Source organism: Mesorhizobium sp. B3-1-7 (assembly GCF_006439385.1).
Lineage (GTDB): Bacteria > Pseudomonadota > Alphaproteobacteria > Rhizobiales > Rhizobiaceae > Mesorhizobium.
Window position 1 is genome coordinate 1 of the sequence record NZ_VFTL01000003.1, and the last position, 19,892, is coordinate 19,892.

Here is a 19,892-nt window from a genome sequence, read left to right on the forward strand (position 1 = left end):
TGGCCCCTGTGCAATACAGGACCCAGCCCTTAAACCTACCAACTCAATGAACCGTCCAACTTTATGGGGTCAGTTCACGAGACGGGGTTTTTCGGGCAGTGTCCACGCCGAAACAGGGCCCACCGAGGCGGCCTGACCTGAGACGGTATCAAGGTGGCGTGAAGCAAGCACGCCCGCCCCGCCCTGAACGCCCGGCGCGGCGCCGCCAACCGCGAGCCAGACGAAGCCAACCGGACGGCTCGCGGCGTGGGGTGCCGGAGATTGGTCGTTGCAGGGCGAGAGAAGGTTCACTCGCGGAGAGGAAAATCAGGCCGAGTAACGCTCGGCGAATTCGGAAATGCGCTGCACGACCGCCCTGGACGTGGTGATGCCGCGCGCCTTTGCCTTCTCGGCGGCCTCGGCGCGGGAGCGGCCGGGGATATGCACGCCATAGCGCCGCCGCAGCCGGTCGAACTGGTCCTTCATGCGCTGCTCGAATTCCGGGTCGAGCAGCTTGGGTTCGATGGCGAGAACGAAAAGGCCGGTGCCGGGGCTGTCCGGCCCGCCGGTGAACCAGGGCGCGTCGAGCGACCAGTTGGCGCCCGAAATGCCGGCCGCCAGCACCTCGACCATCAAGGCGATGTTGGCGCCGCGCTGGCCGCCGAAGGCAAGCATGGCGCCCTTCATCGCCGCCGCCGGATCGGTGGTCGGGTTGCCGCTGGCATCCAGCGCCCAGCCTTCGGGGATCGTCTTGCCGTCCTCGGCCGCCTTGCGGATGTTGACGAAGGCGGTCGCGCTCGACGACTGGTCGATAACCAGCGGCGGCCCGTCGGCGGCGGGCGATGCAAAGGACATCGGATTGGTGCAATAGACCGGCTTGACCGAACCTGAACCGGCAAGCACCGCCGGCCCGTTGGTGGCGGCGAAGGACACCAGCCCCTGTTCGGCGAGCCGCCCGGTGAAATAGCCGAGCGCGCCGCATGTATAGGCATTCTTTTGCGAGAAGATCGAGACGCCGAACAGTTTTGCTGCCTTGACCAGATCGTCGATCGTGCGGTCGAAGCCGGTATGGGCAAGTCCGCCGCGCGCATCCGAAAGATAGACGGCGAGCGCCGGTCGGGTGATCGCCGGATCGGCGTTGCCGTCGATGCGGCCGGCTTCGAGCGCTTCCAGATAATCGATGAAATGCGACAGCCCCACCGTCGACAGGCCTTCGGCCTCCGCGGCGATGATCGAGGCGGTGAGCGACTGCGCCGCTTCTTCGTTGGCGCCGGCGCCGAGCGCCGCCATCCGGCATAGGCCTGTTGCCTGGTCGAGAGTGAGTTGCATCAGGGCTGCTCCTGAGTGAGTAGGAAAGTAGGGAGTAGTCAGTAGGGGAAAACCAGCAAGCAGCCCACTGCTCACCACTCACTATTCACGACTCACTTACCCGATCTTGACCGGAATCCGAGCCTCGATCCGACTGAAGACGAAGACCAGGATGCCGGTGATCGTCATATAGATCAGCGCCAAGAGCAGCAAAGGCTCATAGGTCAGGTAGGTGTCCTGGCGCACCTTGGAGGAGACGGCGAAGATATCGATGACGCTGATCGTCGCCACCAGCGGGGTCGACTTCAGCTGCAGCACGGTCTCTCCGGTCAGCGTCGGCAGCGCCCGGTAGAAGGCCTGCGGCAACCAGATGCGCCGGAAGATTTTCCAACGGCTCATGCCGAACGCGCGGGCGGCCTCCAACTGTCCGCGCGGCACGCCGGCGAAGGCGCCGCGCATCACTTCACCCTCATAGCCGGCGAAAGACAAGGTCAGCGCCACCACGCCATACGGCCAGGCCTGCCGGAGATACGGCCAAAGCCAAGATTCACGGATCCACGGATATTGCGGAAAGATCGAGCCGAGGCCGTAATAGAGCAGCCAGAGCTGCAGGAGCAGCGGCGTTCCCCGGACGATGGTGCAGAAGACCTTCGCCGGTGCCGAGAACCAGATCGGTCCGCCTGCCTGGGCGAGCCCGAGCGGCACGGCCAGCGCAAAGCCCAGCGCGCAGGTGACGGCGAGGATCCAAAGCGCCCGCCATATGCCCATCAGGCCCATTTCCCAATATTGCGGCAGCCAGTCCCAGCGCATGAAGAAGGCGGCGCAAAGCACCAGCGCCAGCGCGATCAGGATCAGCACGATGCGGTGCGGTTTGAGCCAGATCGAGGCGCGCGCCGCCATGTTGATCGCGGAGGCTTCGGCCGACATCAGCGCGCCTCCCTGACGGAGGGCATGCCGCGCCGCGACCAGGCCTCGACGCGGCCGATGATCAGGTTGGAGAACAGCGAGAGCGCGAGATAGAGCGCGCCGGCCGCAAGGTAGAAAAGAAGGTAGGCCTTGGTTACGCCGGCCGCCTGGCGCGTTGCAAGGGTGAGTTCGAAGAAACCGACGACGGCAAGCAGCGCGGTGTCCTTGGTGGCGATGAGCCACAGATTCGCCAGGCCGGGGATGGCGAAGGGCAGCATCGCCGGCAGCGTGATGCGTCGCAGCATCAGGCCTGGCGACATGCCGTAGGCGCGGGCGGCCTCGATCTGGCCTTGCGGGATGGCGAGGATGGCGCCGCGGATGACTTCGGTCGAATAGGCGCCCTGGACGAAACCCAGCACGAAAATGCCGGCCGCGAGCCCGCTGATGTCGACACGGCTGTAGCCCATCGCCGTCAGCACCTGGTTGATGAGGTCGGTGCCGGCGTAATAGAGCAGCAGGATCAGCACCAGTTCCGGCACGGCGCGCACGACGGTCGTGTAGACCGCGAGCAGATCGCGCGTCACCGGGCCGCCATAGAGCTTGCCGAAGGCGCCGGCGGTGCCGATCATGAGGCCGAGGCAGGTGGCGCCGATGGCGATCTCGACCGAATGCAGCAGGCCGACCAGCAGCGTGCCGCCCCAGCCGGGCGCCACGGGCGACAGGAGTTCCATGAAGCCGGCCGCGGAGGCCGGAAGAAAGACGTCGATCAGCTTCGCCCCCGGATTGCTGGCAAGCCACCGAGGGCAAGGTCGGCGGCGCGCATGCGTGGCAAGGTCGGGCATGGCGCGGACGCCATGCCCTCACTCATTGCAAGAGGACTCAGTTCGACTGCGTGGCGCCGCCATAGATGTCGAAGTCGAAATACTTCTTCGAGATCTCGTCATATTTGCCGTTGGCGCGGATCGCCTTGATGCCGGCGTTGAATTTTTCCTTGAGCGCGGTGTCTTCCTTGCGGATACCGGCGCCGACGCCCGGTCCAAGCACCTCATCGTCCGGGGCCACCATGCCCTTCAGGTCGCAGCAGGCCTTGCCCTGGTCCGACTTCAGGAACTCGCCGAGCGCGATCGAGTCGGCCTGCACCGCGTCGATACGGCCGGCGGCCAGATCCTGGTTGGCTTCGTCCTGGGTCTGGTATTCCTTGATCTCCTGTGCGCCGGTGAAATGCTTCTTGGCGTACACGGCATGCACGGTCGAGACCTGGACGCCGATCACCTTGCCCTTGAGATCGTCCGGCGTGGAGCCGAACTTCTGGTCCTTCGGTCCGATGATCGCGGTCGGGGTGTTGTAGTACTTGTCCGAGAAGTCGATCGTCTTCTTGCGCTCGTCGGTGATCGACATGGAAGAGACGATGGCGTCGATCTTCTTGGTGGTCAGCGCCGGGATGATGCCATCCCAGGCAACCGGCGTGATGACGCAGTCGAGTTTCTCTTCGGCGCAGACGGCGTCGACGAAGTCGATCTCCCAGCCAACCCATTTGCCCGAGGCGTCGGGCGAGGTGAAGGGCGGGTAGGGTTCGGCGGCGACGCCGATCTTGACCTGCTCGGCCTTGGCCACGCCACCCATCGCCGCGACGCCGAGAAGCAGTGCGGCGGCGAATGTCTTGACAACAGTCTTCATTTCAGGACTCCCAGTTTGTTGTTGTTCCCGGTTTTTCGCTCCGCTTGATGCCGGCACCTAGCCGACATTGCGGAGGAATTGCTTGAGCCTTTCGGATTTTGGCGCGCCGAACAATTGTTCCGGCGGACCCTCTTCCTCGACCAGCCCGTTGTAGAGATAGACGACATGCGTCGCGACCTCGCGGGCGAACTTCATTTCATGCGTCACCAGCACCATGGTGCGCCCCTCGCGCGCCAGGTCGCCGATGACTTTCAGCACCTCGCCGACCAGTTCGGGATCGAGCGCGGACGTCGGTTCGTCGAACAGCATGACGCGCGGATTGATCGCCAGCGCGCGGGCGATCGCGGCCCGCTGCTGCTGGCCGCCGGACAGGAAGGCCGGATAGACGTCGCGCTTTTCCGCCAGCCCGACTCGGGCAAGCAGCTTCTCGGCCTGGGCGATCGCTTCGTCGCGCTTGACGCCTAGCACATGCACCGGAACCTCGATGACGTTCTCGATCAGCGTCATATGGCTCCACAGGTTGAAATTCTGGAAGACCATGCCGAGCCTCGAGCGGATACGCTCGATCTGCCTGCGGTCGGCCGGAACGGTATGGCCGTGGCTGTCCGCCTTGAGCCTGATCTCCTCGCCATTGACCCGGATGATGCCGCTGGTCGGGTTCTCCAGGCAGTTGATGCAGCGCAGCAGGGTCGACTTGCCGGAACCGGAGCCGCCGATGATGGCAACCACCTCGCCGTCGCGCGCCGACAGCGAAACGCCCTTCAGCACGTGCAACTGGCCGAATTTCTTATGCAGGTTTTCGACATGGATGGCTTCGGCGGCGCCGTTCTGCGCCTTGCCGGACTGGACTGCGGCAGCGTCCGCCACGCTCACCGGGCGACCTTTCCATGGCCGAAGGTAGGTCGTCGAACGTCCATCCGGCTAATCAACATACGCTGTCCTGCCCGCTCCAGATTTCAGCATGGACCCGACAGCGCGAGCCCGTCAATCCCGCTCATTACGGCACTTGCGGCCTTGTTGCGCAAGTGTATAAATAGCCTTTCATGAAATTTTCACGATTTTTTTCATCTTAAAAGGGCATCGATGAGCGCTTTCGGATCACAGTCCATGGCAGCGCCGCTGCGGCGCGTGCTGATGCGGTCGGCGGCCAACGCCATGCGCGACGCCGACAGGGCTGCCTGGCACTATGGCCCGGGATTCAACCCGGCGAAGGCCGCTTCGCAGCATGCGCTCCTTGCCGAGCTGGTGGCGGCTTCCGGCGCCGAAATCGAATGGATCGAGGACACGGCCGATGGCCTTTCGGATTCGGTGTTCACGCATGACCCGTCGCTGATGACCGACCGCGGCGCGCTGATCCTGTCCATGGGCAAGCCATTGCGCGCCCGGGAGCCCTCGCTGCATGAGGAAACCTACAAGCGACTGGGCATTCCGGTCCTCGGCCGGGTCGAGGCGCCTGGTCAGGTCGAAGGCGGTGACTGCGTATGGGTGGATGCCCGCACGCTGGCGATCGGGCGCGGTGTGCGCTCCAACCAGGAAGGTATCCAGCAGGTTTCCAACCTGCTGACGCCGCTGGGCGTTTCCGTCTACGGCTTCGATCTGCCGCTGTGGCAGGGCGAAGAGGCGTGCCTGCATCTGATGTCGGTGATCAGCCCGCTGGCCGACGACCTTGCCCTGGTCTATTCACCGCTTCTGCCAGCCCCATTCTATCAGATGCTGAAGGCGCGCGGCATCCGGCTGGTCGAAGGCGACGCCGAAGAGTTCGCCGCTTCCAACGGCCTCAGCCTGAACGTGCTGCCGACCAGCCCGCACAAGGTCATCGCCGTTGCAGGTTTTCCCAAGACCAAGGCCGCGATGGAAGCCGCCGGCTGCACGGTTGAGATATTCGAGGCGGACGCGCTCTGCATCGCCTGCGAAGGCGGGCCGACATGCTTGACGCGGCCGATCCTGCGCCAATGAATGCGCGCCGCAAGTTCCGCCGCGAGGGCGAGGAGCGGCGGCGGCAGGACCTGATCGATGCGACGCTCGACAGCGTGGCGGAACATGGCCTTCAGGGCGCCACCTTGCGTACCATCGCCTTGCGCGCCGGCGTCACCGCCGGACTGATCCGGCACTATTTCCCCGGCAAGGAAGAATTGCTGCAGGAAGCCTATACGGCGCTGGTCGGCCGTATGACCGAACAGGCGAAAGCGGCATTGGTCATGGAAGACGCCTCGCCGCGCCAACGCCTCGCGGCTTTCGTCACCGCCAACCTCAATGCGCCGATCATCGACCAGCGGGTGTTTTCGCTCTGGGCAACCTTCCTTGGCCGCGCCAATGCGGATCCGACGCTCGCCCGTGCCCACCGCGAAGGCTACCTTGGCTTTCGCAACGAGGTGGAAGCGGTCGTGGCCGAAGTGCTCGCCGCCGACCGGCGCAAGCCGGATGCAGGCAAGCTGCGCCACCATGCCATTGCGATCAATGCGATCATCGACGGGCTCTGGATCGAAGGCTGCCTGGCCGGCGAGATGTTCTCGCCCGGTGAGTTGGCGGCGATCGGCATCAAGGCCGTCGAGGCCGAACTCGGCCTCGCGGCGCTGGAGCAATTCCAGGAAAAATGAGAAGCGGTTGGGTTCGGCCACTTCGCCGTAACTTTCCGTCCGTAATTGCGTAAGAAACAAAAGGAAGGAAATGCGATGACTACCATCGGCGAAGCGCTCATCACCCTGCTCGAAGCGCATGGCGTCGACACCGTCTTCGGCATTCCAGGCGTGCATACGGTCGAGCTCTATCGCGGCCTGGCGCGCTCGAGGATCCGCCACGTCACGCCGCGCCACGAGCAGGGGGCTGGCTTCATGGCCGATGGTTATGCGCGCGCCGGCGGCCGGCCGGGCGTCGCCTTCGTCATCACCGGACCAGGGCTGACCAACACCATCACCGCCATGGGCCAGGCGCGCGCCGATTCGGTGCCGATGCTGGTGATCTCCGGCGTCAACGCAACCGATACGCTGGGCAAGGGGTTGGGCTTCCTGCATGAGCTGCCGGATCAGCGCGGCATGATGGAAAAGGTCGCGCTGTTTTCCGAGCGTGTCACCGAGGCCGGGCAACTGCCGGGCGCTCTCGCCCGCGCCTTCACCGTTTTCTCCTCCTCACGTCCGGGTCCGGTCCATATCGAGATCCCCACCGACGTCATGGTGAAGCCCGCCGACGATATCGCGGCAGCGCTGAGCAACGCGGCGCCGCCCGCCCCGGACGCGGCGGCGGTCGCCGAAGCGGCAAAGCTCATCAAGGCGGCGCGCCGGCCGCTGATCCTCGCCGGTGGCGGGGCAAGGAAGGCCGACGCTGGGCTGCGGCGCCTGGCCGAGACGCTTGGCGCGCCGGTCGTCGAGACCGCCAATGCGCGTGGCCTGCTGCATGGTCATCCGCTCTGCGTGCCGGCCAGCCCAAGTCTGAAGGCAGTGCGCGCGCTGATGGCGGATGCCGACCTGGTGATCGCCGCCGGTACCGAATTCGGCCCGACCGACTATGATGGCTATGGCGACGGCGGCTTCGTGCTGCCGAAGAACCTGATCCGTATCGATATCGGTGCCGACCAGATCGCGCGCCGGCCGGTGACGGTCGGCATCCAGGCGGATTGCGCCGAAGGGATCGAGGCTCTGCTTGCGGCGATCGGGCCGGGTCATCCTCAGGCGAAGGATGGCGAAGCTCGCGCGGCCGCCGCGCGGAAGGCAGCGCTAGCCGAACTGAAGCCCGAGTATCTGGCGCAGGTTCACGCCGTGGAAACGATCCGCGACGCGCTGCCGGGCGCCATCATCGTCGGCGACTCGACCCAGCCGATCTATGCCGCAAACCTCTATTACGACCACGATCGTCCGGGCGGCTGGTTCAACGCAGCGACGGGCTTCGGCGCGCTGGGCTACGGTCCGCCGGCGGCGATCGGCGCGGCACTTGCGGTGCCCGAGGCGCCGGTGGTGTGCCTCACCGGCGACGGCGGCTTCCAGTTCACCTTGCCGGAGATCGGCGCCGCGCTCGATGCTGAAACGCCCGTGATCTTCGTCGTCTGGAACAACCGCGGCTATCGCGAGATCGAGACCTCGATGCTCGATGTCGGCGTCGAGCCGGTCGGCGTCTCACCGGCTCCGCCGGATTTCTGCAAGCTCGCCGAGGCCTACGGCATCGAGGCCGAGCGGCTGGCCGGGACCGGTGGTCTTGCCGAGGCGCTGAGGCGCGCCCGGGCGGCAGGCGAGCCGCGCGTCATCGAAATCACCGTCGACTGAAGACTCGCGCGTCTGCCGGTAGGCCCATTCCGGCGCCGGCAGATTGATGTCGCCTGCCAAGTTCCGACGCATGCAAAGACGCTGCGCCTGCCATGTCGATATTTCAATTGAGTGACGACGCGAAAGGCGCGACGTTCGAGCCTGGGGCGGCATAACCCAAGATATAATCAAAAAAATGACAGGAGCGGTCGAAGGATGACGGAAACGCTTAATGGCAGGCATGTCGTGGTGACGGGCGGTACTGGGGCGCTCGGCGGCGCGGTTGTCGGCAGATTGCTGGAGCAAGGCGCGATCTGCCACGTGCCCAATGCCCACGCGGCAGCCCCGCCGCATTTTCCTTACGCAGCCCATGCCAGCGTGCATCTGGCGCATAATGTCGACCTGTCGGATTCGGCCAAGGTCGAGGCTTTCTACCACCAGGTGCCCGCGCTCTGGGCCTCGATCCACCTTGCCGGCGGCTTCACCATGGCGCCGGTGGAAAAGATCGAGTCGGCCTCCTTTGCCGAGATGATGGAGACCAACGCCCGCACGGCCTTCCTGTGCAGCCGCGCCGCGGTGCGCTCGATGCTGGAGTCCAATACGGCCGGCCGCATCGTCAATGTCACCGCGCGCGCCGGTCTCGACCCGAGGCGCGGCTCCGGCATGGTCGCCTATGCCGCGAGCAAGGCGGCGGTCGCGGCGATGACGGTGGCCATGGCCGAAGAGCTGAAGCACAAGAGCATCCTGGTCAACGCCGTGGCGCCCTCGACGCTCGACACGCCCGCCAATCGCGCCGACATGCCCGATGCCGATTTCGCCAAATGGGTCAGTCTCGAAGCCGCGGCGGAAGCGATCGCCTATCTCGCCTCGCCCGCCAACCAGGCCATGAGCGGCACGCTGGTTCCGCTGTACGGCCGCGCCTGAACTCGATATCCCGACAAAAGAAAAACCCGCCGGATCGCTCCGGCGGGTTTTTGCAGTTCGTCAGTTGAAGAGGCCTGGCTTAGTTGCCCTGCTTCTTCAGCGCCGCGCCCAGGATATCGCCCAGCGAGGCGCCGGAGTCGGTCGAGCCGTACTGGGCGACCGCTTCCTTCTCCTCGGCGATTTCCAGCGCCTTGATCGAGACCTGCAGCTTGCGGGTCTTCTTGTCGAAGGCGATGACGCGGGCATCGACCTTCTGGCCGACGGTGAAGCGCTCGGGGCGCTGCTCGTCGCGGTCGCGCGAAAGGTCCGAACGCTTGATGAAGGTCTCGATGCCGCTGTCGACCAGCCGCACGTCCAGACCGCCATCCTTCACGCCGATGACCTCGCAGGTGACGACGGCGTTCTTGCGCAGTTCGCCGCTGTTGGCCGCTTCGCCGACAGTGTCACGGGCCAGCTGCTTGATGCCGAGCGAGATGCGCTCCTTCTCGATGTCGACGTCGAGCACCTGCGCCTTGACCATGTCGCCGCGATTGTACTCTTCGATGACCTGCTCGCCCGGACGGGTCCAGTCGAGGTCGGAAAGGTGCACCATGCCGTCCACGTCGCCTTCCAGGCCGATGAACAGGCCGAACTCGGTCTTGTTCTTGACCTCGCCCTCGACCTGGCTGCCGACCGGATGGCTCGAGGCGAAAGCCTGCCACGGGTTTTCCAGCGTCTGCTTGAGGCCGAGCGAGATGCGGCGCTTGGCCGGATCGACCTCGAGCACCACCACGTCGACTTCCTGCGTCGTCGACAGGATCTTGCCGGGGTGCACGTTCTTTTTCGTCCACGACATTTCCGAAACGTGGATGAGGCCCTCGATGCCCGGCTCCAGCTCGACGAACGCGCCGTAGTCGGTGATGTTGGTGACGGTGCCCTTGATCTTCTTGCCGATCGGGAACTTGGTGCCGATATCCGACCACGGATCCGACTCGAGCTGCTTCATGCCGAGCGAGATGCGGTGGGTTTCCTGGTTGATGCGGATGATCTGCACCTTGACCGTCTGGCCGATGTTGAGGATCTCGGTCGGATGGTTGACGCGGCGCCATGCCATGTCGGTGACATGCAGCAGGCCGTCGATGCCGCCGAGGTCGACGAACGCACCGTAGTCGGTGATGTTCTTGACCACGCCTTCGACCACCTGGCCTTCCTCGAGATTCTGCACGATTTCCGAACGCTGTTCGGCGCGGCTCTCCTCGAGCACGGTGCGGCGCGACACCACGATGTTGCCGCGGCGGCGATCCATCTTGAGGATCTCGAAGGGCTGCGGGTTGTGCATCAGCGGGGTGACGTCGCGGATCGGGCGGATATCGACCTGGCTGCGCGGCAGGAACGCCACGGCGCCGTCGAGGTCGACGGTGAAGCCGCCCTTGACCTGGTTGAAGATGACGCCTTCGACGCGCTCACCCTTGGTGAACTTCTCTTCGAGACGCACCCAGCTCTCCTCGCGGCGAGCCTTCTCGCGCGACAGCATGGCTTCGCCAAGCGCGTTTTCGATGCGCTCGACATAGACTTCGACGGTGTCGCCGACCTTGAGGGAGGACTCCTTGCCCTTGGCGCCGAATTCCTTCAGCGGCACGCGGCCTTCGACCTTGAGGCCGACATCGATGATGGCCATGTCCTTTTCGATCGCGGTGATCGTGCCCCGGACAACCTGGCCCTCGCCGGAATGGCCGGCGGTGAATGATTCTTCGAGCATGCTCGCGAAATCGTCGCGAGACGGATTAGCAGCTGACATTGTTTCTCCTGGAATGCTCCGCGCGCTGGCGGAGCGGGCGCCGTAGGTTAGCGTTGCGTGAGCCTGCCGGCGTTCCGGGCTGAAGAGCCCTTGGCCGCTGTTCAGGCGGCAAGTCCGGCGCATGAAGAATGCTGGCAGGCTGGTTCGTGCCCGATATGGGTATTTTCGCCGCCAACGGCAATCGAAAAACCTGATCAAGCCTTGTTTCTCTTGGCAAGGACGTCGTCAACGATCGCCATCGCCGCCAGAAACGCGGCTTCTATAGCCATTTCGCTGGTATCAAGCAAGTGCGCGTCTCCCGCCGGCTTCAGCGGCGAGTCGGCGCGGCCCATGTCGCGCTCGTCGCGGCGCTCGATATCGGCAAGGATGGTGGCGAAATCGGCGCTGCCGCCCATGCTTTCGATCTCGGCCAGCCGGCGCTTCGCCCGCACCTCGGCGCTCGCCGTGACATAGAGCTTGATATCGGCGTCCGGGCACACGACGGTGCCGATGTCTCGGCCGTCGAGCACCGCGCCCGGCGGCGCCTTGGCGAAGGCCCGCTGCTTCTCGACCAGGATGCGCCGCACCGTGGGAATGACAGCGACCTTGGAGGCGGCTTCGCCCACCGCATGCGCGGACAGCACGGCGCGGTCGAGGTTCGACAGGTTGACCTGCCGGGCTGCGGTTTCGGCCGCCGAGACATTGTCGAGCGGCAGGCCGAGTTCCAGCAGCTTGTGGGCCACCGCGCGATAGGTGAGGCCGGTGTCGAGCAGGTTCAGCCGATAGTGGTCGGCAAGGCGGCGAGCGAGCGTGCCCTTGCCGGCGCCCGCAGGGCCGTCGATGGCGATGGTGAAGGTGTGGGTCATTGGCTGCTCGCCATGAATAGAGGGCGCAAGGAACAAGGCGATCGCCGTCCCGCCAGCATTTCTGTTTGGCCCCAACCCATCGACAATCACTCGATCTCCGCGCCCAGCCCCTTCATCAATCCCATGAACTCCGGAAAGCTCGTCGCGATCATGTTCGCGTCGTCGATCGTCACCGGCTTCTCGGTCGCCAGTCCCATCACAAGAAAGCTCATGGCGATGCGGTGGTCGAGATCGGTCTTCACCGCCGTATCCTGGCCGTTCGGATGCGCGCCGAGCCCCTTGCCGCCCGGCTTGCCGCGCACGGCGAGCGAAGCCTCGTCCTCGGTGCAGTCGACGCCGTTGAGCTTCAGCCCATTGGCCACCGCCGACAGCCGGTCGGATTCCTTGACGCGCAATTCCTCCAGCCCCTGCATCAGCGTCTCGCCCTCGGCGAAGCTCGCGGCCACGGCCAGCACCGGATATTCGTCGATCATCGACGGCGCCCGCTCCGGCGGCACGGTGACGCCTTTCAGTTCGGAATAGCGCACGCGCAGGTCCGCCACGTCCTCGCCGCCGGCATTGCGCGGGTTGAGGATGTCGATCTTGCCGCCCATCTCCTGCAGGGTCAGAAGCAGACCGGTGCGGGTCGGGTTCATCAGCACGTTCTCGATCGTGATGTCGGAGCCCGGCACGATGAGCGCGGCGACCAGCGGGAAGCCGGCCGAGGACGGGTCGCCCGGCACCGCGATGGTCTGCCCGGTGAGCTTGCCCTGGCCTTCGATGAAGATATGGCGCACGCCGCGCTCGTCGGTCTCGACGCTCAAATTGGCGCCGAAGCCCTTCAGCATCTTTTCGGTGTGGTCGCGCGTCATCACCGGTTCGATCACCGTGGTGATGCCGGGCGTGTTCAAGCCGGCAAGCAGCACCGCCGACTTCACCTGCGCGGACGCCATCGGCACGCGATAGGTGATGGGCGCGGCGTGTTTCGGGCCGCGCAGCGCGATCGGCATGCGGTCGCCAGGCGCTGCCTTCAGCACCTGCACGCCCATCTGGCGCAGCGGGTCGAGCACGCGGCCCATCGGCCGGCCGGAAAGCGAGGCGTCGCCGATGAAGGTGGTCTCCATGTCATAGGTGCCGACCAGCCCCATGGTGAGGCGCGAGCCGGTGCCGGCATTGCCGAAATCGAGCGGGCCTTCCGGCTGCAGCAGCGCGCCGTTGCCGGTGCCGCGGATCACCCATTCGGCGCCCTTCTTTTCGACATGCGCGCCCATTGCCTTCATGGCGGCGCCCGTGCGCATCACGTCCTCGCCTTCGAGCAGGCCGGTGATGCGGGTCTCGCCGGAGGCGAGGCCGCCGAACATGAAGGAGCGGTGCGAAATAGATTTGTCGCCCGGCACGCGCGCTGTGCCGGCAAGGGCAGGGGATTTGCGGGCCGTGGCTGGCTTAGCGGCGGCGGAGTGAGACATCCTTGTCTTCCAAATGAAATGCCGGCTGGCCGGCTCGGTTCGTCATGGTGCGGCGGTCTCGTATCACGGTGCGTTGCAATGGTCATCCCCTTGTGCGAGGCCTTCGAATACGAGCATTTTACAATGCCGGCTTTTGGCTTTGACAGCGCTCAAAACTGCGGTTATGGGGACCACTCTTTTATTGACGAGGCCTACTGTGGCAAAAGCTGAACTTGGCACCAAGCGTGTCGACCCCGAAACGGGTCGGAAATTCTACGATCTCAACAAGGACCCGATCGTCTCGCCCTATACCGGCAAGAGCTATCCACGCTCCTATTTCGACGAAGGCAAGATTTCCGCGGTCGAGGAAGATGAGGAAGTCGCCGAGAAGGAAGTGGACGCCGACGAAGAGGAAGGCGCCGAAGTCGTCTCGCTCGAGGAGGCCGATGACGAGGCCAAGGGTGGCGGCGACGATCTTCCCGATCTTGGCGATGATGAAGAAGATGTCGATCTCGGCGACGATGAGGACGACACCTTCCTTGCCGACGAAGAGGAAGAGGACGATGACGTCGCCGATATGATCGGCGTCGGCGACGACGATGACGAAGTCTGATTTCGTTTGCCGGCCATTTTGGCCTGTGACGAAAAAGCGGCTTTTCAAGGCTTGATCTTGACCGAAGGCGGCGCTAGAAGCCGCCAGTACTACACGACGGCGCGGTTCCCGACCGCGCCGGATCTCTTCGCCGGAAACGGCGCCGGCTGACTGCCGGGAGTGGGGCCATAGCTCAGTTGGGAGAGCGCTTGAATGGCATTCAAGAGGTCGTCGGTTCGATTCCGATTGGCTCCACCAAACAGTCCTCTAAGCACCTGTATCGCTTAGATATTAGCAAATTCAACGTCTTACGTCTCCCGCGTGCATCACTTTGGTGATACAGTTTGGAGCATGAAAGACGTGTCCGACGCTCGCCTCCTAAACCGCAACGGCGTTTGGTATTACAGACGCTCAGTGCCCAAGCATCTTGTGGCCGCGATGGGCAAATCGGTAATTGTCCACTCGCTGCACACGACCGAGAAAAAGAAAGCCAAGAAGCTACGCGAAATCGAGGACGTGACATGGAGCGCCAAATTCGCGTCGCTTGAAGCGGGGACAACGCAGCCTGCCCTTCAGTCTCCGAAGGCGTCGCTCGGCGAGCAGGAATTGCTTGAACTCGTTCGAGACTATGTTGCGAAAAATTCGAGCCAATTCGAAGAGCGACAGACCGCGATCCCCGCCTCCAGTGCAGAGCGGAAAAATGCGGTCGAAAGCATCGAACGCGATATCTCGAGCTTGCGCGACCCTGACGATCTCCGTGCCGATGAATGGATCGGTGCGATTGGCAGCAAATTGCTTGCTGAGGCCGGGCAGGAACCCAAGTCCGTGTCCAGCACGACCAACACCCGTTTTGCTGAGGTGGTACGGCGCGGGCTGCTCGAATTGAGCCGTCGTAAGTTGGCACACTACCAGGATGATTTCGGCGAGAGCTTTTTTGACAAAGCGTTCGATCCTGCCCGGTCCAAGCCGCTTCGTTTCGAAGAACTGGCTGACCAATATCAAACGTTGCAGCTCGATGAGGCGGAAGCCAATGGCATGTCGGCCAAATGGCAGGACAAAGTTCGAGCCCAAGTCGCACTCGTCCGGGCGCTGATCGGGGACGATACGCCCGTCTCCGCCATCGACTATGATTGTTGCCTCCGCGCCCGGAGTCTGTTGGCACGGACGCCGAGCAACCGCACCAAGCATTACCCTGGCCTCCCACTCGAAGCTGCGATTAAGAAGGGTGCCGATGAGGGGAAGCCATTGATGGCACCTGTTACGCAAGCGACGTACTTGGACACGTTGCGGAATATCCTGCGGTTGGCCGAACTAAAGCGGCTTTTGCCGCATAATCCTGCCGAGACCTTGCGCCCGCTGAAACGCGATGCCGAAAGGGCGGAAGACAAGCGAGCGCCTCTTACGCCGGATCAGATTAAAACGTTCTTCGCTAGTTCTTTCTACAAAAGCTGCGCCCCGAATGCTCCAGTCCCATATGCCAAGTCAGATCGCGAATGGCGCTACTGGCTGCCATTACTCTCTCTCTTCACAGGCGCGAGACCGAACGAAATTTGCCAAATGCTGCCGGGCGACGTGAAATGCTCGGGTAAAGGGACTTGGTATCTCGACCTGATTGTCTCATCCGATGACGAGGATGAGGGGATCGAGCAGCCCGCAAAGACCTTGAAAACTCCCACAAGCCGGCGGAAAATTCCGCTTCATTCAGAACTGGTCGCCCTGGGTTTTGTCGAGTTCGCCAAAGGCAAACAGAAGACCAAGGCTAAGCGCCTCCTCAACGACCTAAAAAAAGATAAATACGGAAACTGGGCGTCCTATTCACTGAAGCGCTTCCGAGACACCTTCCTTAAGGAAGCGATCACTCTTGGTCCAAAGCAAACATTCTACAGTTTCCGGCACTCATTCCGCGATGCTTTACGCCGAAGCCACGCTGGCCCCGATGCGCTGAAGGCGCTTGGTGGATGGAGCCAAGGCACCGTGACAAGCGATAACTACGGCGACAAATCCGATCCCGATCTGCATGTCGAGGCGATGGGCAAAGTTTCTTATCCTGGCCTTGACCTGAGCTATCTGCGCCCGACAAACGAAATTACGGAATAACTTCAGGCAATTAGCGAGCCTGCCAAATTCGAGCGCCTTCTCGGCCTCGGACGTAAACTCCGACCAGTTTGAGACCGCATTGTTGCAGGGCGAAGGATCGCGCCTTACGGTTCCGGGAACAGCAACAAGACCCCCAGGACGATCAATGGAAACCCTGCCTCAGATCCTGAGGACGGCCGACGCCGCACGTTATGTCGGCATTTCGCCCTCGACACTTTCCAAAATGCGGATGCGCGGCGAGGGGCCCCCTTATGCCAAGATCGGCAAGCGCATCGTCGTTTATGACAAGGGCGATCTTGCTCATTGGCTGGCCTCAATGCGCCGCTTGTCGACGGTTCGTTGAAGACAATTACACAACTGTGACAGGCGCGAATAGGCACTAACAATGAGCGCAAATCAGACGCCTCTCGGTGATAGCCGTCAGCGCTGGGTTCCTCTCGGCCGACCGGATCTGGTTTCCATCGAGGAATTGGCAGCGATCCTCGGCGTGTCGGTTCGCACGGTCCGGCGTTACCAGACGGCCGGATTGACCCCCGCGCGCATTCGGCGGTCTCGGCAAATGATGTATCGCCGATTGGACATTGAGAACTGGATCGAGACGATTGGTAGGAGCCGCTCGTGACGAGCTCAAACGACCTTGCCAGTCGGGGGAAGGCGAAGGTTCACTGTCACGCTCTAATTCAGCGTATCCGTGCGGCGCATTCAGCGGGCAAACGCAAGAAGGCCGCGTACCTTTCTGGCATCTACCTTAGGTCCTTGGACGCCCGTTATCTGGCAACCCTGCGGGCAAACGCTGCTCTCAAGAAAAACCGTCGAGTAGCCCCCGAAAAATTGCTGTCCATTGCACAATCGCTGGATGCTTGGGCGGGGACCCAGGAAAAGGTCATTCTCCGACTGAAGCCAAAGGACAACGGGCATGCGCGCAAACTGATGGACTATGGTATCGAGAACAGAGCCCTCCAATATCTAGTACGCCCGCTAATCGGGGCCCAATCCGATCTTCATCCTCGCCAATATGGAACACGGGGAAGCCACGCGTCGATCAAGCGCGTCGCGGCGCTTCTCGAACAAGGTTACGTCTGGGCAATAGAAACAGACATCAAAGATTGCTATCCGAGCTTCTATGGGGAGAAACTACACAGCTTCCTTCCCATACCGAAGAGGGTGACAGAGAACGTGGTCTGCTCTGCCTCCCATAACCTCTCTCTTGACCAACATTCCACCTTTGGTCCTGCAACCGGCCCTTGCGAGGACAAAATCCTCATTGAGACGCTGTTTGCAGATGCCCAGCTGGGCATTCCACAAGGGTCGGCCACATCCGCCCTCATCCTTGACCATGTTCTTGCGCCCGTCTTTCACCAGCTTCCGAAGCCGGGAGAGATAGTCGGCTATGCGGACAATATTTTGGTCATGGGAAAAAGCGAAAGTGATGTGGTGTCGATGACGTTAGCCTTGTGGGCGGCTCTCGAAGCCAACCCGGCTGGGCATTTCCGACCAAAGGAGCCGAAGTGCTTTGAGCCTGGGCAAGCGATAGACTTCCTCGGTCATCGCCTCACACTTATCGACGGCATAGCGCGAATTGAGCCAACGCCTAGAAATCTGGAAAGGTTCGACGCATTTCTGAAACACGAACTGTCAAAAATCGTTCAGACATCGTCGGAGACCCTCCGCACCCAACGAATAAAGAAACTCCGCAGGCGTGTCGGTTCTTGGACAGCGGCGTTCAAACTCTGGGATCAGGCAGCGCAGAACGCGAAAGCCTCCTTAGTCAAGATTGCGAAGCTGTCCTGAGACCAGGCGAGGGACAGGCCAGAGGACACCGCAAGGGCGAAGCTTCAACGGGGGTTCCCTATCGTGGTCGAATGCTGAAAGCTGGCCGATTTCATTGAGTTAATCCGTGCCTCACTTTCAGACATTTGACGTGCGTCTAACGGCGTAAGAACATTGCTATCTGGAAATCGGCAAATGCTACAAGTGTGCTGTCGCCGAAGTCTCTGCCGGAGACATTTTGTCCCTCGCTCCTTCGGGGTGAACTCCCCAGCCATGACGTGATCCGATGATCTCTTGCCAGCCGTCAGATAGTTGCACCGGGAAAATGGCGAGGGTTCTTGGCTCTGAGCACCAGGCCTGGTTCTCGAAATGATCATCGACTAGGGCATCACAATTTAGGCAGCCGTTGCTCAAACGGTTCCGTCCGATACCAGGTATAAATCGAGACTTGACCGCCCCCACTGGTTCATTCGGAGGAAGCTTCTGAACGATTTCCATAACAATTTCATCTGGCAAGTCGAGAAGCGTTCGTTGAGACGAGTATGGCCCTACGGTTAATTCAATTGACTTGATTGCCCAGGTTGGCGCACGGCACCACCGGCACCAGAGTTTCCGTGACTGAACGGTGACTGTTGCCGGCATGTCAGCCTCGATCCCGTAGCGAAAGCGGCGCTCGAATGCGGCCTGCAGAAACGATGCAATCGGCATCTGCTGGCGCCAGTTCTTCGGATGATCGATGTTTCGATTGCTCTGCCAAGTTCCGTCAGGGATCCTGGCTTCAAAGCCGGCCTGCTTGTCGCCGGCAATAAAGACAGCTGGGAGATCCTTAGAGATCGGAAAGCCCAGTTTCCGGAAAAGCCATAGACCGCGAACTCCGGACCGCCTGTAGCGCTCCTGTCGCCGCATTGTTTCCTCAACGCTCTGTCCCGACCACTGGATTTCGAGTGCGACCTGATGGCTGCCCTTTGTCGCAAGCACATCAGCGATCCACTCCTCGCCAGCCGCGGACGCCCCTCGAACTTCAGTTGAGCAATTCCAACCCGCCTTCTGAGGCGCTTCCACAGCGAGCTTTTTGAGGAGAAGATGCTCTTCCGTCTCCGGGGCACCGCTGCATTGTCCAAGCGCAGCCCTATGCGCGAAGAAGTTCAAACCGAGAGACGATGTTTTCAAAATGACGGAAGCGCCGCAGCAGGCCATTCGCAAGTGACGCGATGTCCTGTTTTCCAACCTTAGCTCGGCCCACTCCTTGCCACCGAAGTCAAAGGCATGGATGCTCTCCCCTTCAGTCACAAGGCAACGGAGCGGCATGGCGCGCGTCAGCTCTGCCTGATCTTGGTCGGCCGCTTCTGTGCGATGACATCTCTTCGCAACTGCTCGATTTCGTCGAGGGTGTTGGCGAGTTTGCTCCAATTCTCCTTCGCAAGCCCAGAAACCGTTGGGGCATGAGATACGCCGCTATAGGCGCAGTTCCTCAAGGCAAGATATTCGTATTGGTTTTCAGCCAGCCATTGACCGTCCTTGGGTTCGGAAAACTCGACTTTCTGGATTGGCTGGACGCGATAGTTAGGTGCAGCTCCGCTGCCTTTGAGGCCAACGCGAACACACGATGGGCCAAAGCGCTTTTCGCAATCGCGCATGTGGACCCACACTTGGCGAAGAAACTCCTCATCCCCCTTCAGTCGCCCGCTCTCCCACAACTCCCTTAACGTTGTCTGGTCAGACATCATGACTTGGGTCCATCTGGTGACGTGAAACTCGTCGCAGAGCGCGTCCGAGCGCTCTCCAGTCGGCTTCGATTTCCGCTACTGGGTCGAGCTTCACCGCGCCTTGCACACGGTTATTAATGCCGCGCTGTCCGGGGTGCGCAAGGGCGAAAATAAGCAAGTTTTTGTAACGTACTGGCTTCCGAGCATCGATCTGAGCACGCCATGTGTTTGGTAGTTCCAACCAACTCATGGCTCCATCGAAAGCACATTTCCCAAGACAGCCAATGGCTTTCAGCCGTGGCATTTTCGATATAACGAACTCAAACACCGGCTTCGAGGCTGCCGCACCCCGATCCGGCGATCCGTTTCCTTCCTGCAGGAAGAAGCAGGCGTTACCGTACAGGACACCGCATTCTTCTGAGCCTTTTCCATCCAATGAAACCCGGCGACCAATCATTGCAAGAAATCGGCATAGATTGGCGTTCGTTCTCAAGCCGATAGTGTAGGGACTATCACCATCGTTGTGACGCCAAGCGGCTTTGGGACCGTGAGTAGCCAAGGCAGCGCGTACCTTCGACGCTGGAGCGAAATCTTGCGCTAGTAGGAGCAAGTCTCCAGTCCAATCTCCGCACAAGGTCTCCGTTGCGAAAAGATG

Annotated in this window: 19 protein-coding genes and 1 tRNA gene; 9 read left to right on the forward strand and 11 right to left on the reverse strand. The window is 62.1% G+C overall.

Features of this window, described 5'->3' with window-relative positions; translation table 11 throughout:
• Positions 1-306: 306 nt before the first annotated feature.
• The 5 genes from FJ417_RS03220 to FJ417_RS03240 all read right to left on the reverse strand — a co-directional run bounded on the left by FJ417_RS03220 (position 307) and on the right by FJ417_RS03240 (position 4,743).
• Positions 307-1,308, reverse strand: coding sequence for an Ldh family oxidoreductase (locus tag FJ417_RS03220; protein WP_181183143.1), 1,002 nt, complete (start codon positions 1,306-1,308; stop codon positions 307-309).
• 96 nt (positions 1,309-1,404) lie between these two features.
• Positions 1,405-2,214, reverse strand: a complete 810-nt coding sequence (locus FJ417_RS03225; RefSeq protein ID WP_140782439.1) for an ABC transporter permease — start codon at positions 2,212-2,214, stop codon at positions 1,405-1,407.
• Complete coding sequence (locus FJ417_RS03230) at positions 2,214-2,924, reverse strand: ABC transporter permease subunit (RefSeq protein ID WP_181175221.1); 711 nt, start codon at positions 2,922-2,924, stop codon at positions 2,214-2,216. The genes FJ417_RS03225 and FJ417_RS03230 overlap by 1 nt, the downstream gene beginning before the upstream one ends.
• A 148-nt stretch (positions 2,925-3,072) precedes the next feature.
• Positions 3,073-3,870: a transporter substrate-binding domain-containing protein gene (locus tag FJ417_RS03235; protein ID WP_140650605.1), complete on the reverse strand. Its 798-nt coding sequence runs from the start codon at positions 3,868-3,870 to the stop codon at positions 3,073-3,075.
• Between the two features lie 57 nt (positions 3,871-3,927).
• On the reverse strand, positions 3,928-4,743 hold the full coding sequence (locus FJ417_RS03240; RefSeq protein ID WP_140644733.1) for an ABC transporter ATP-binding protein: 816 nt from the start codon (positions 4,741-4,743) through the stop codon (positions 3,928-3,930).
• Positions 4,744-4,953: 210 nt separating this feature from the next.
• On the opposite strand from FJ417_RS03240, the gene FJ417_RS03245 reads away from it, so the two are divergent.
• The 4 genes from FJ417_RS03245 to FJ417_RS03260 all read left to right on the forward strand — a co-directional run bounded on the left by FJ417_RS03245 (position 4,954) and on the right by FJ417_RS03260 (position 9,026).
• Positions 4,954-5,826 carry a dimethylarginine dimethylaminohydrolase family protein gene (locus FJ417_RS03245; protein WP_140644734.1) on the forward strand — a complete coding sequence of 291 codons (873 nt, stop codon included), beginning with the start codon at positions 4,954-4,956 and terminating at the stop codon, positions 5,824-5,826.
• Positions 5,796-6,467, forward strand: a complete 672-nt coding sequence (locus FJ417_RS03250) for a TetR family transcriptional regulator C-terminal domain-containing protein (protein WP_140650600.1) — start codon at positions 5,796-5,798, stop codon at positions 6,465-6,467. The genes FJ417_RS03245 and FJ417_RS03250 overlap by 31 nt, the downstream gene beginning before the upstream one ends.
• A gap of 75 nt (positions 6,468-6,542) precedes the next feature.
• Positions 6,543-8,123, forward strand: a complete 1,581-nt coding sequence (locus FJ417_RS03255; protein ID WP_140782440.1) for a 5-guanidino-2-oxopentanoate decarboxylase — start codon at positions 6,543-6,545, stop codon at positions 8,121-8,123.
• 195 nt (positions 8,124-8,318) lie between these two features.
• A complete protein-coding gene (locus FJ417_RS03260) occupies positions 8,319-9,026 on the forward strand; it encodes an SDR family NAD(P)-dependent oxidoreductase (RefSeq protein WP_140782441.1) in 708 nt (235 codons plus the stop codon).
• Between the two features lie 79 nt (positions 9,027-9,105).
• On the opposite strand, the gene rpsA is transcribed toward FJ417_RS03260, so the two are convergent.
• The 3 genes from rpsA to aroA all read right to left on the reverse strand — a co-directional run bounded on the left by rpsA (position 9,106) and on the right by aroA (position 13,093).
• Complete coding sequence (gene rpsA / locus FJ417_RS03265; protein ID WP_140782442.1) at positions 9,106-10,803, reverse strand: 30S ribosomal protein S1; 1,698 nt, start codon at positions 10,801-10,803, stop codon at positions 9,106-9,108.
• Positions 10,804-10,997: 194 nt separating this feature from the next.
• Positions 10,998-11,648, reverse strand: a complete 651-nt coding sequence (gene cmk / locus FJ417_RS03270; protein WP_140782443.1) for a (d)CMP kinase — start codon at positions 11,646-11,648, stop codon at positions 10,998-11,000.
• An 86-nt stretch (positions 11,649-11,734) separates the two neighbouring features.
• Complete coding sequence (gene aroA, locus FJ417_RS03275; protein ID WP_140782444.1) at positions 11,735-13,093, reverse strand: 3-phosphoshikimate 1-carboxyvinyltransferase; 1,359 nt, start codon at positions 13,091-13,093, stop codon at positions 11,735-11,737.
• A gap of 196 nt (positions 13,094-13,289) precedes the next feature.
• Here aroA and FJ417_RS03280 point away from each other — a divergent pair, with 196 nt between their 5' ends.
• The 5 genes from FJ417_RS03280 to FJ417_RS03305 all read left to right on the forward strand — a co-directional run bounded on the left by FJ417_RS03280 (position 13,290) and on the right by FJ417_RS03305 (position 17,552).
• Complete coding sequence (locus FJ417_RS03280; RefSeq protein ID WP_140650589.1) at positions 13,290-13,685, forward strand: TIGR02300 family protein; 396 nt, start codon at positions 13,290-13,292, stop codon at positions 13,683-13,685.
• A 161-nt stretch (positions 13,686-13,846) separates the two neighbouring features.
• Positions 13,847-13,922 (forward strand) — tRNA-Ala (locus FJ417_RS03285).
• Positions 13,923-14,015: 93 nt separating this feature from the next.
• Positions 14,016-15,761, forward strand: a complete 1,746-nt coding sequence (locus FJ417_RS03290; RefSeq protein WP_140782445.1) for a site-specific integrase — start codon at positions 14,016-14,018, stop codon at positions 15,759-15,761.
• A gap of 145 nt (positions 15,762-15,906) precedes the next feature.
• Positions 15,907-16,104: a helix-turn-helix domain-containing protein gene (locus FJ417_RS03295; RefSeq protein WP_140782446.1), complete on the forward strand. Its 198-nt coding sequence runs from the start codon at positions 15,907-15,909 to the stop codon at positions 16,102-16,104.
• Between the two features lie 275 nt (positions 16,105-16,379).
• Positions 16,380-17,552, forward strand: a complete 1,173-nt coding sequence (locus FJ417_RS03305; protein WP_140782448.1) for a reverse transcriptase domain-containing protein — start codon at positions 16,380-16,382, stop codon at positions 17,550-17,552.
• Between the two features lie 177 nt (positions 17,553-17,729).
• On the opposite strand, the gene FJ417_RS03310 is transcribed toward FJ417_RS03305, so the two are convergent.
• Genes FJ417_RS03310 through FJ417_RS03320 form a run of 3 tightly spaced genes read right to left on the reverse strand, consistent with a single transcriptional unit; the run spans position 17,730 to position 19,796 of the window.
• Positions 17,730-18,839, reverse strand: a complete 1,110-nt coding sequence (locus FJ417_RS03310; protein WP_140782449.1) for a hypothetical protein — start codon at positions 18,837-18,839, stop codon at positions 17,730-17,732.
• Between the two features lie 8 nt (positions 18,840-18,847).
• On the reverse strand, positions 18,848-19,258 hold the full coding sequence (locus tag FJ417_RS03315) for a hypothetical protein (RefSeq protein ID WP_181183144.1): 411 nt from the start codon (positions 19,256-19,258) through the stop codon (positions 18,848-18,850).
• Entirely contained in the window at positions 19,248-19,796 is a 549-nt protein-coding gene (locus FJ417_RS03320) for a hypothetical protein (RefSeq protein WP_140782451.1), read from the reverse strand. The genes FJ417_RS03315 and FJ417_RS03320 overlap by 11 nt, the downstream gene beginning before the upstream one ends.
• Between the last annotated feature and the right edge of the window lie 96 nt (positions 19,797-19,892).

Bases quoted from the DNA above. Each gene is read 5' to 3' on its own strand.
- FJ417_RS03220 (WP_181183143.1), bottom strand. From the start codon at position 1,308: ATGCAACTCACTCTCGACCAGGCAACAGGCCTATGCCGGATGGCGGCG.
- FJ417_RS03225 (WP_140782439.1), bottom strand. From the start codon at position 2,214: ATGTCGGCCGAAGCCTCCGCGATCAACATGGCGGCGCGCGCCTCGATC.
- FJ417_RS03230 (WP_181175221.1), bottom strand. From the start codon at position 2,924: ATGGAACTCCTGTCGCCCGTGGCGCCCGGCTGGGGCGGCACGCTGCTG.
- FJ417_RS03235 (WP_140650605.1), bottom strand. From the start codon at position 3,870: ATGAAGACTGTTGTCAAGACATTCGCCGCCGCACTGCTTCTCGGCGTC.
- FJ417_RS03245 (WP_140644734.1), top strand. From the start codon at position 4,954: ATGAGCGCTTTCGGATCACAGTCCATGGCAGCGCCGCTGCGGCGCGTG.
- FJ417_RS03250 (WP_140650600.1), top strand. From the start codon at position 5,796: ATGCTTGACGCGGCCGATCCTGCGCCAATGAATGCGCGCCGCAAGTTC.
- FJ417_RS03255 (WP_140782440.1), top strand. From the start codon at position 6,543: ATGACTACCATCGGCGAAGCGCTCATCACCCTGCTCGAAGCGCATGGC.
- FJ417_RS03260 (WP_140782441.1), top strand. From the start codon at position 8,319: ATGACGGAAACGCTTAATGGCAGGCATGTCGTGGTGACGGGCGGTACT.
- rpsA (WP_140782442.1), bottom strand. From the start codon at position 10,803: ATGTCAGCTGCTAATCCGTCTCGCGACGATTTCGCGAGCATGCTCGAA.
- cmk (WP_140782443.1), bottom strand. From the start codon at position 11,648: ATGACCCACACCTTCACCATCGCCATCGACGGCCCTGCGGGCGCCGGC.
- aroA (WP_140782444.1), bottom strand. From the start codon at position 13,093: ATGTCTCACTCCGCCGCCGCTAAGCCAGCCACGGCCCGCAAATCCCCT.
- FJ417_RS03290 (WP_140782445.1), top strand. From the start codon at position 14,016: ATGAAAGACGTGTCCGACGCTCGCCTCCTAAACCGCAACGGCGTTTGG.
- FJ417_RS03295 (WP_140782446.1), top strand. From the start codon at position 15,907: ATGGAAACCCTGCCTCAGATCCTGAGGACGGCCGACGCCGCACGTTAT.
- FJ417_RS03310 (WP_140782449.1), bottom strand. From the start codon at position 18,839: ATGCCGCTCCGTTGCCTTGTGACTGAAGGGGAGAGCATCCATGCCTTT.
- FJ417_RS03315 (WP_181183144.1), bottom strand. From the start codon at position 19,258: ATGATGTCTGACCAGACAACGTTAAGGGAGTTGTGGGAGAGCGGGCGA.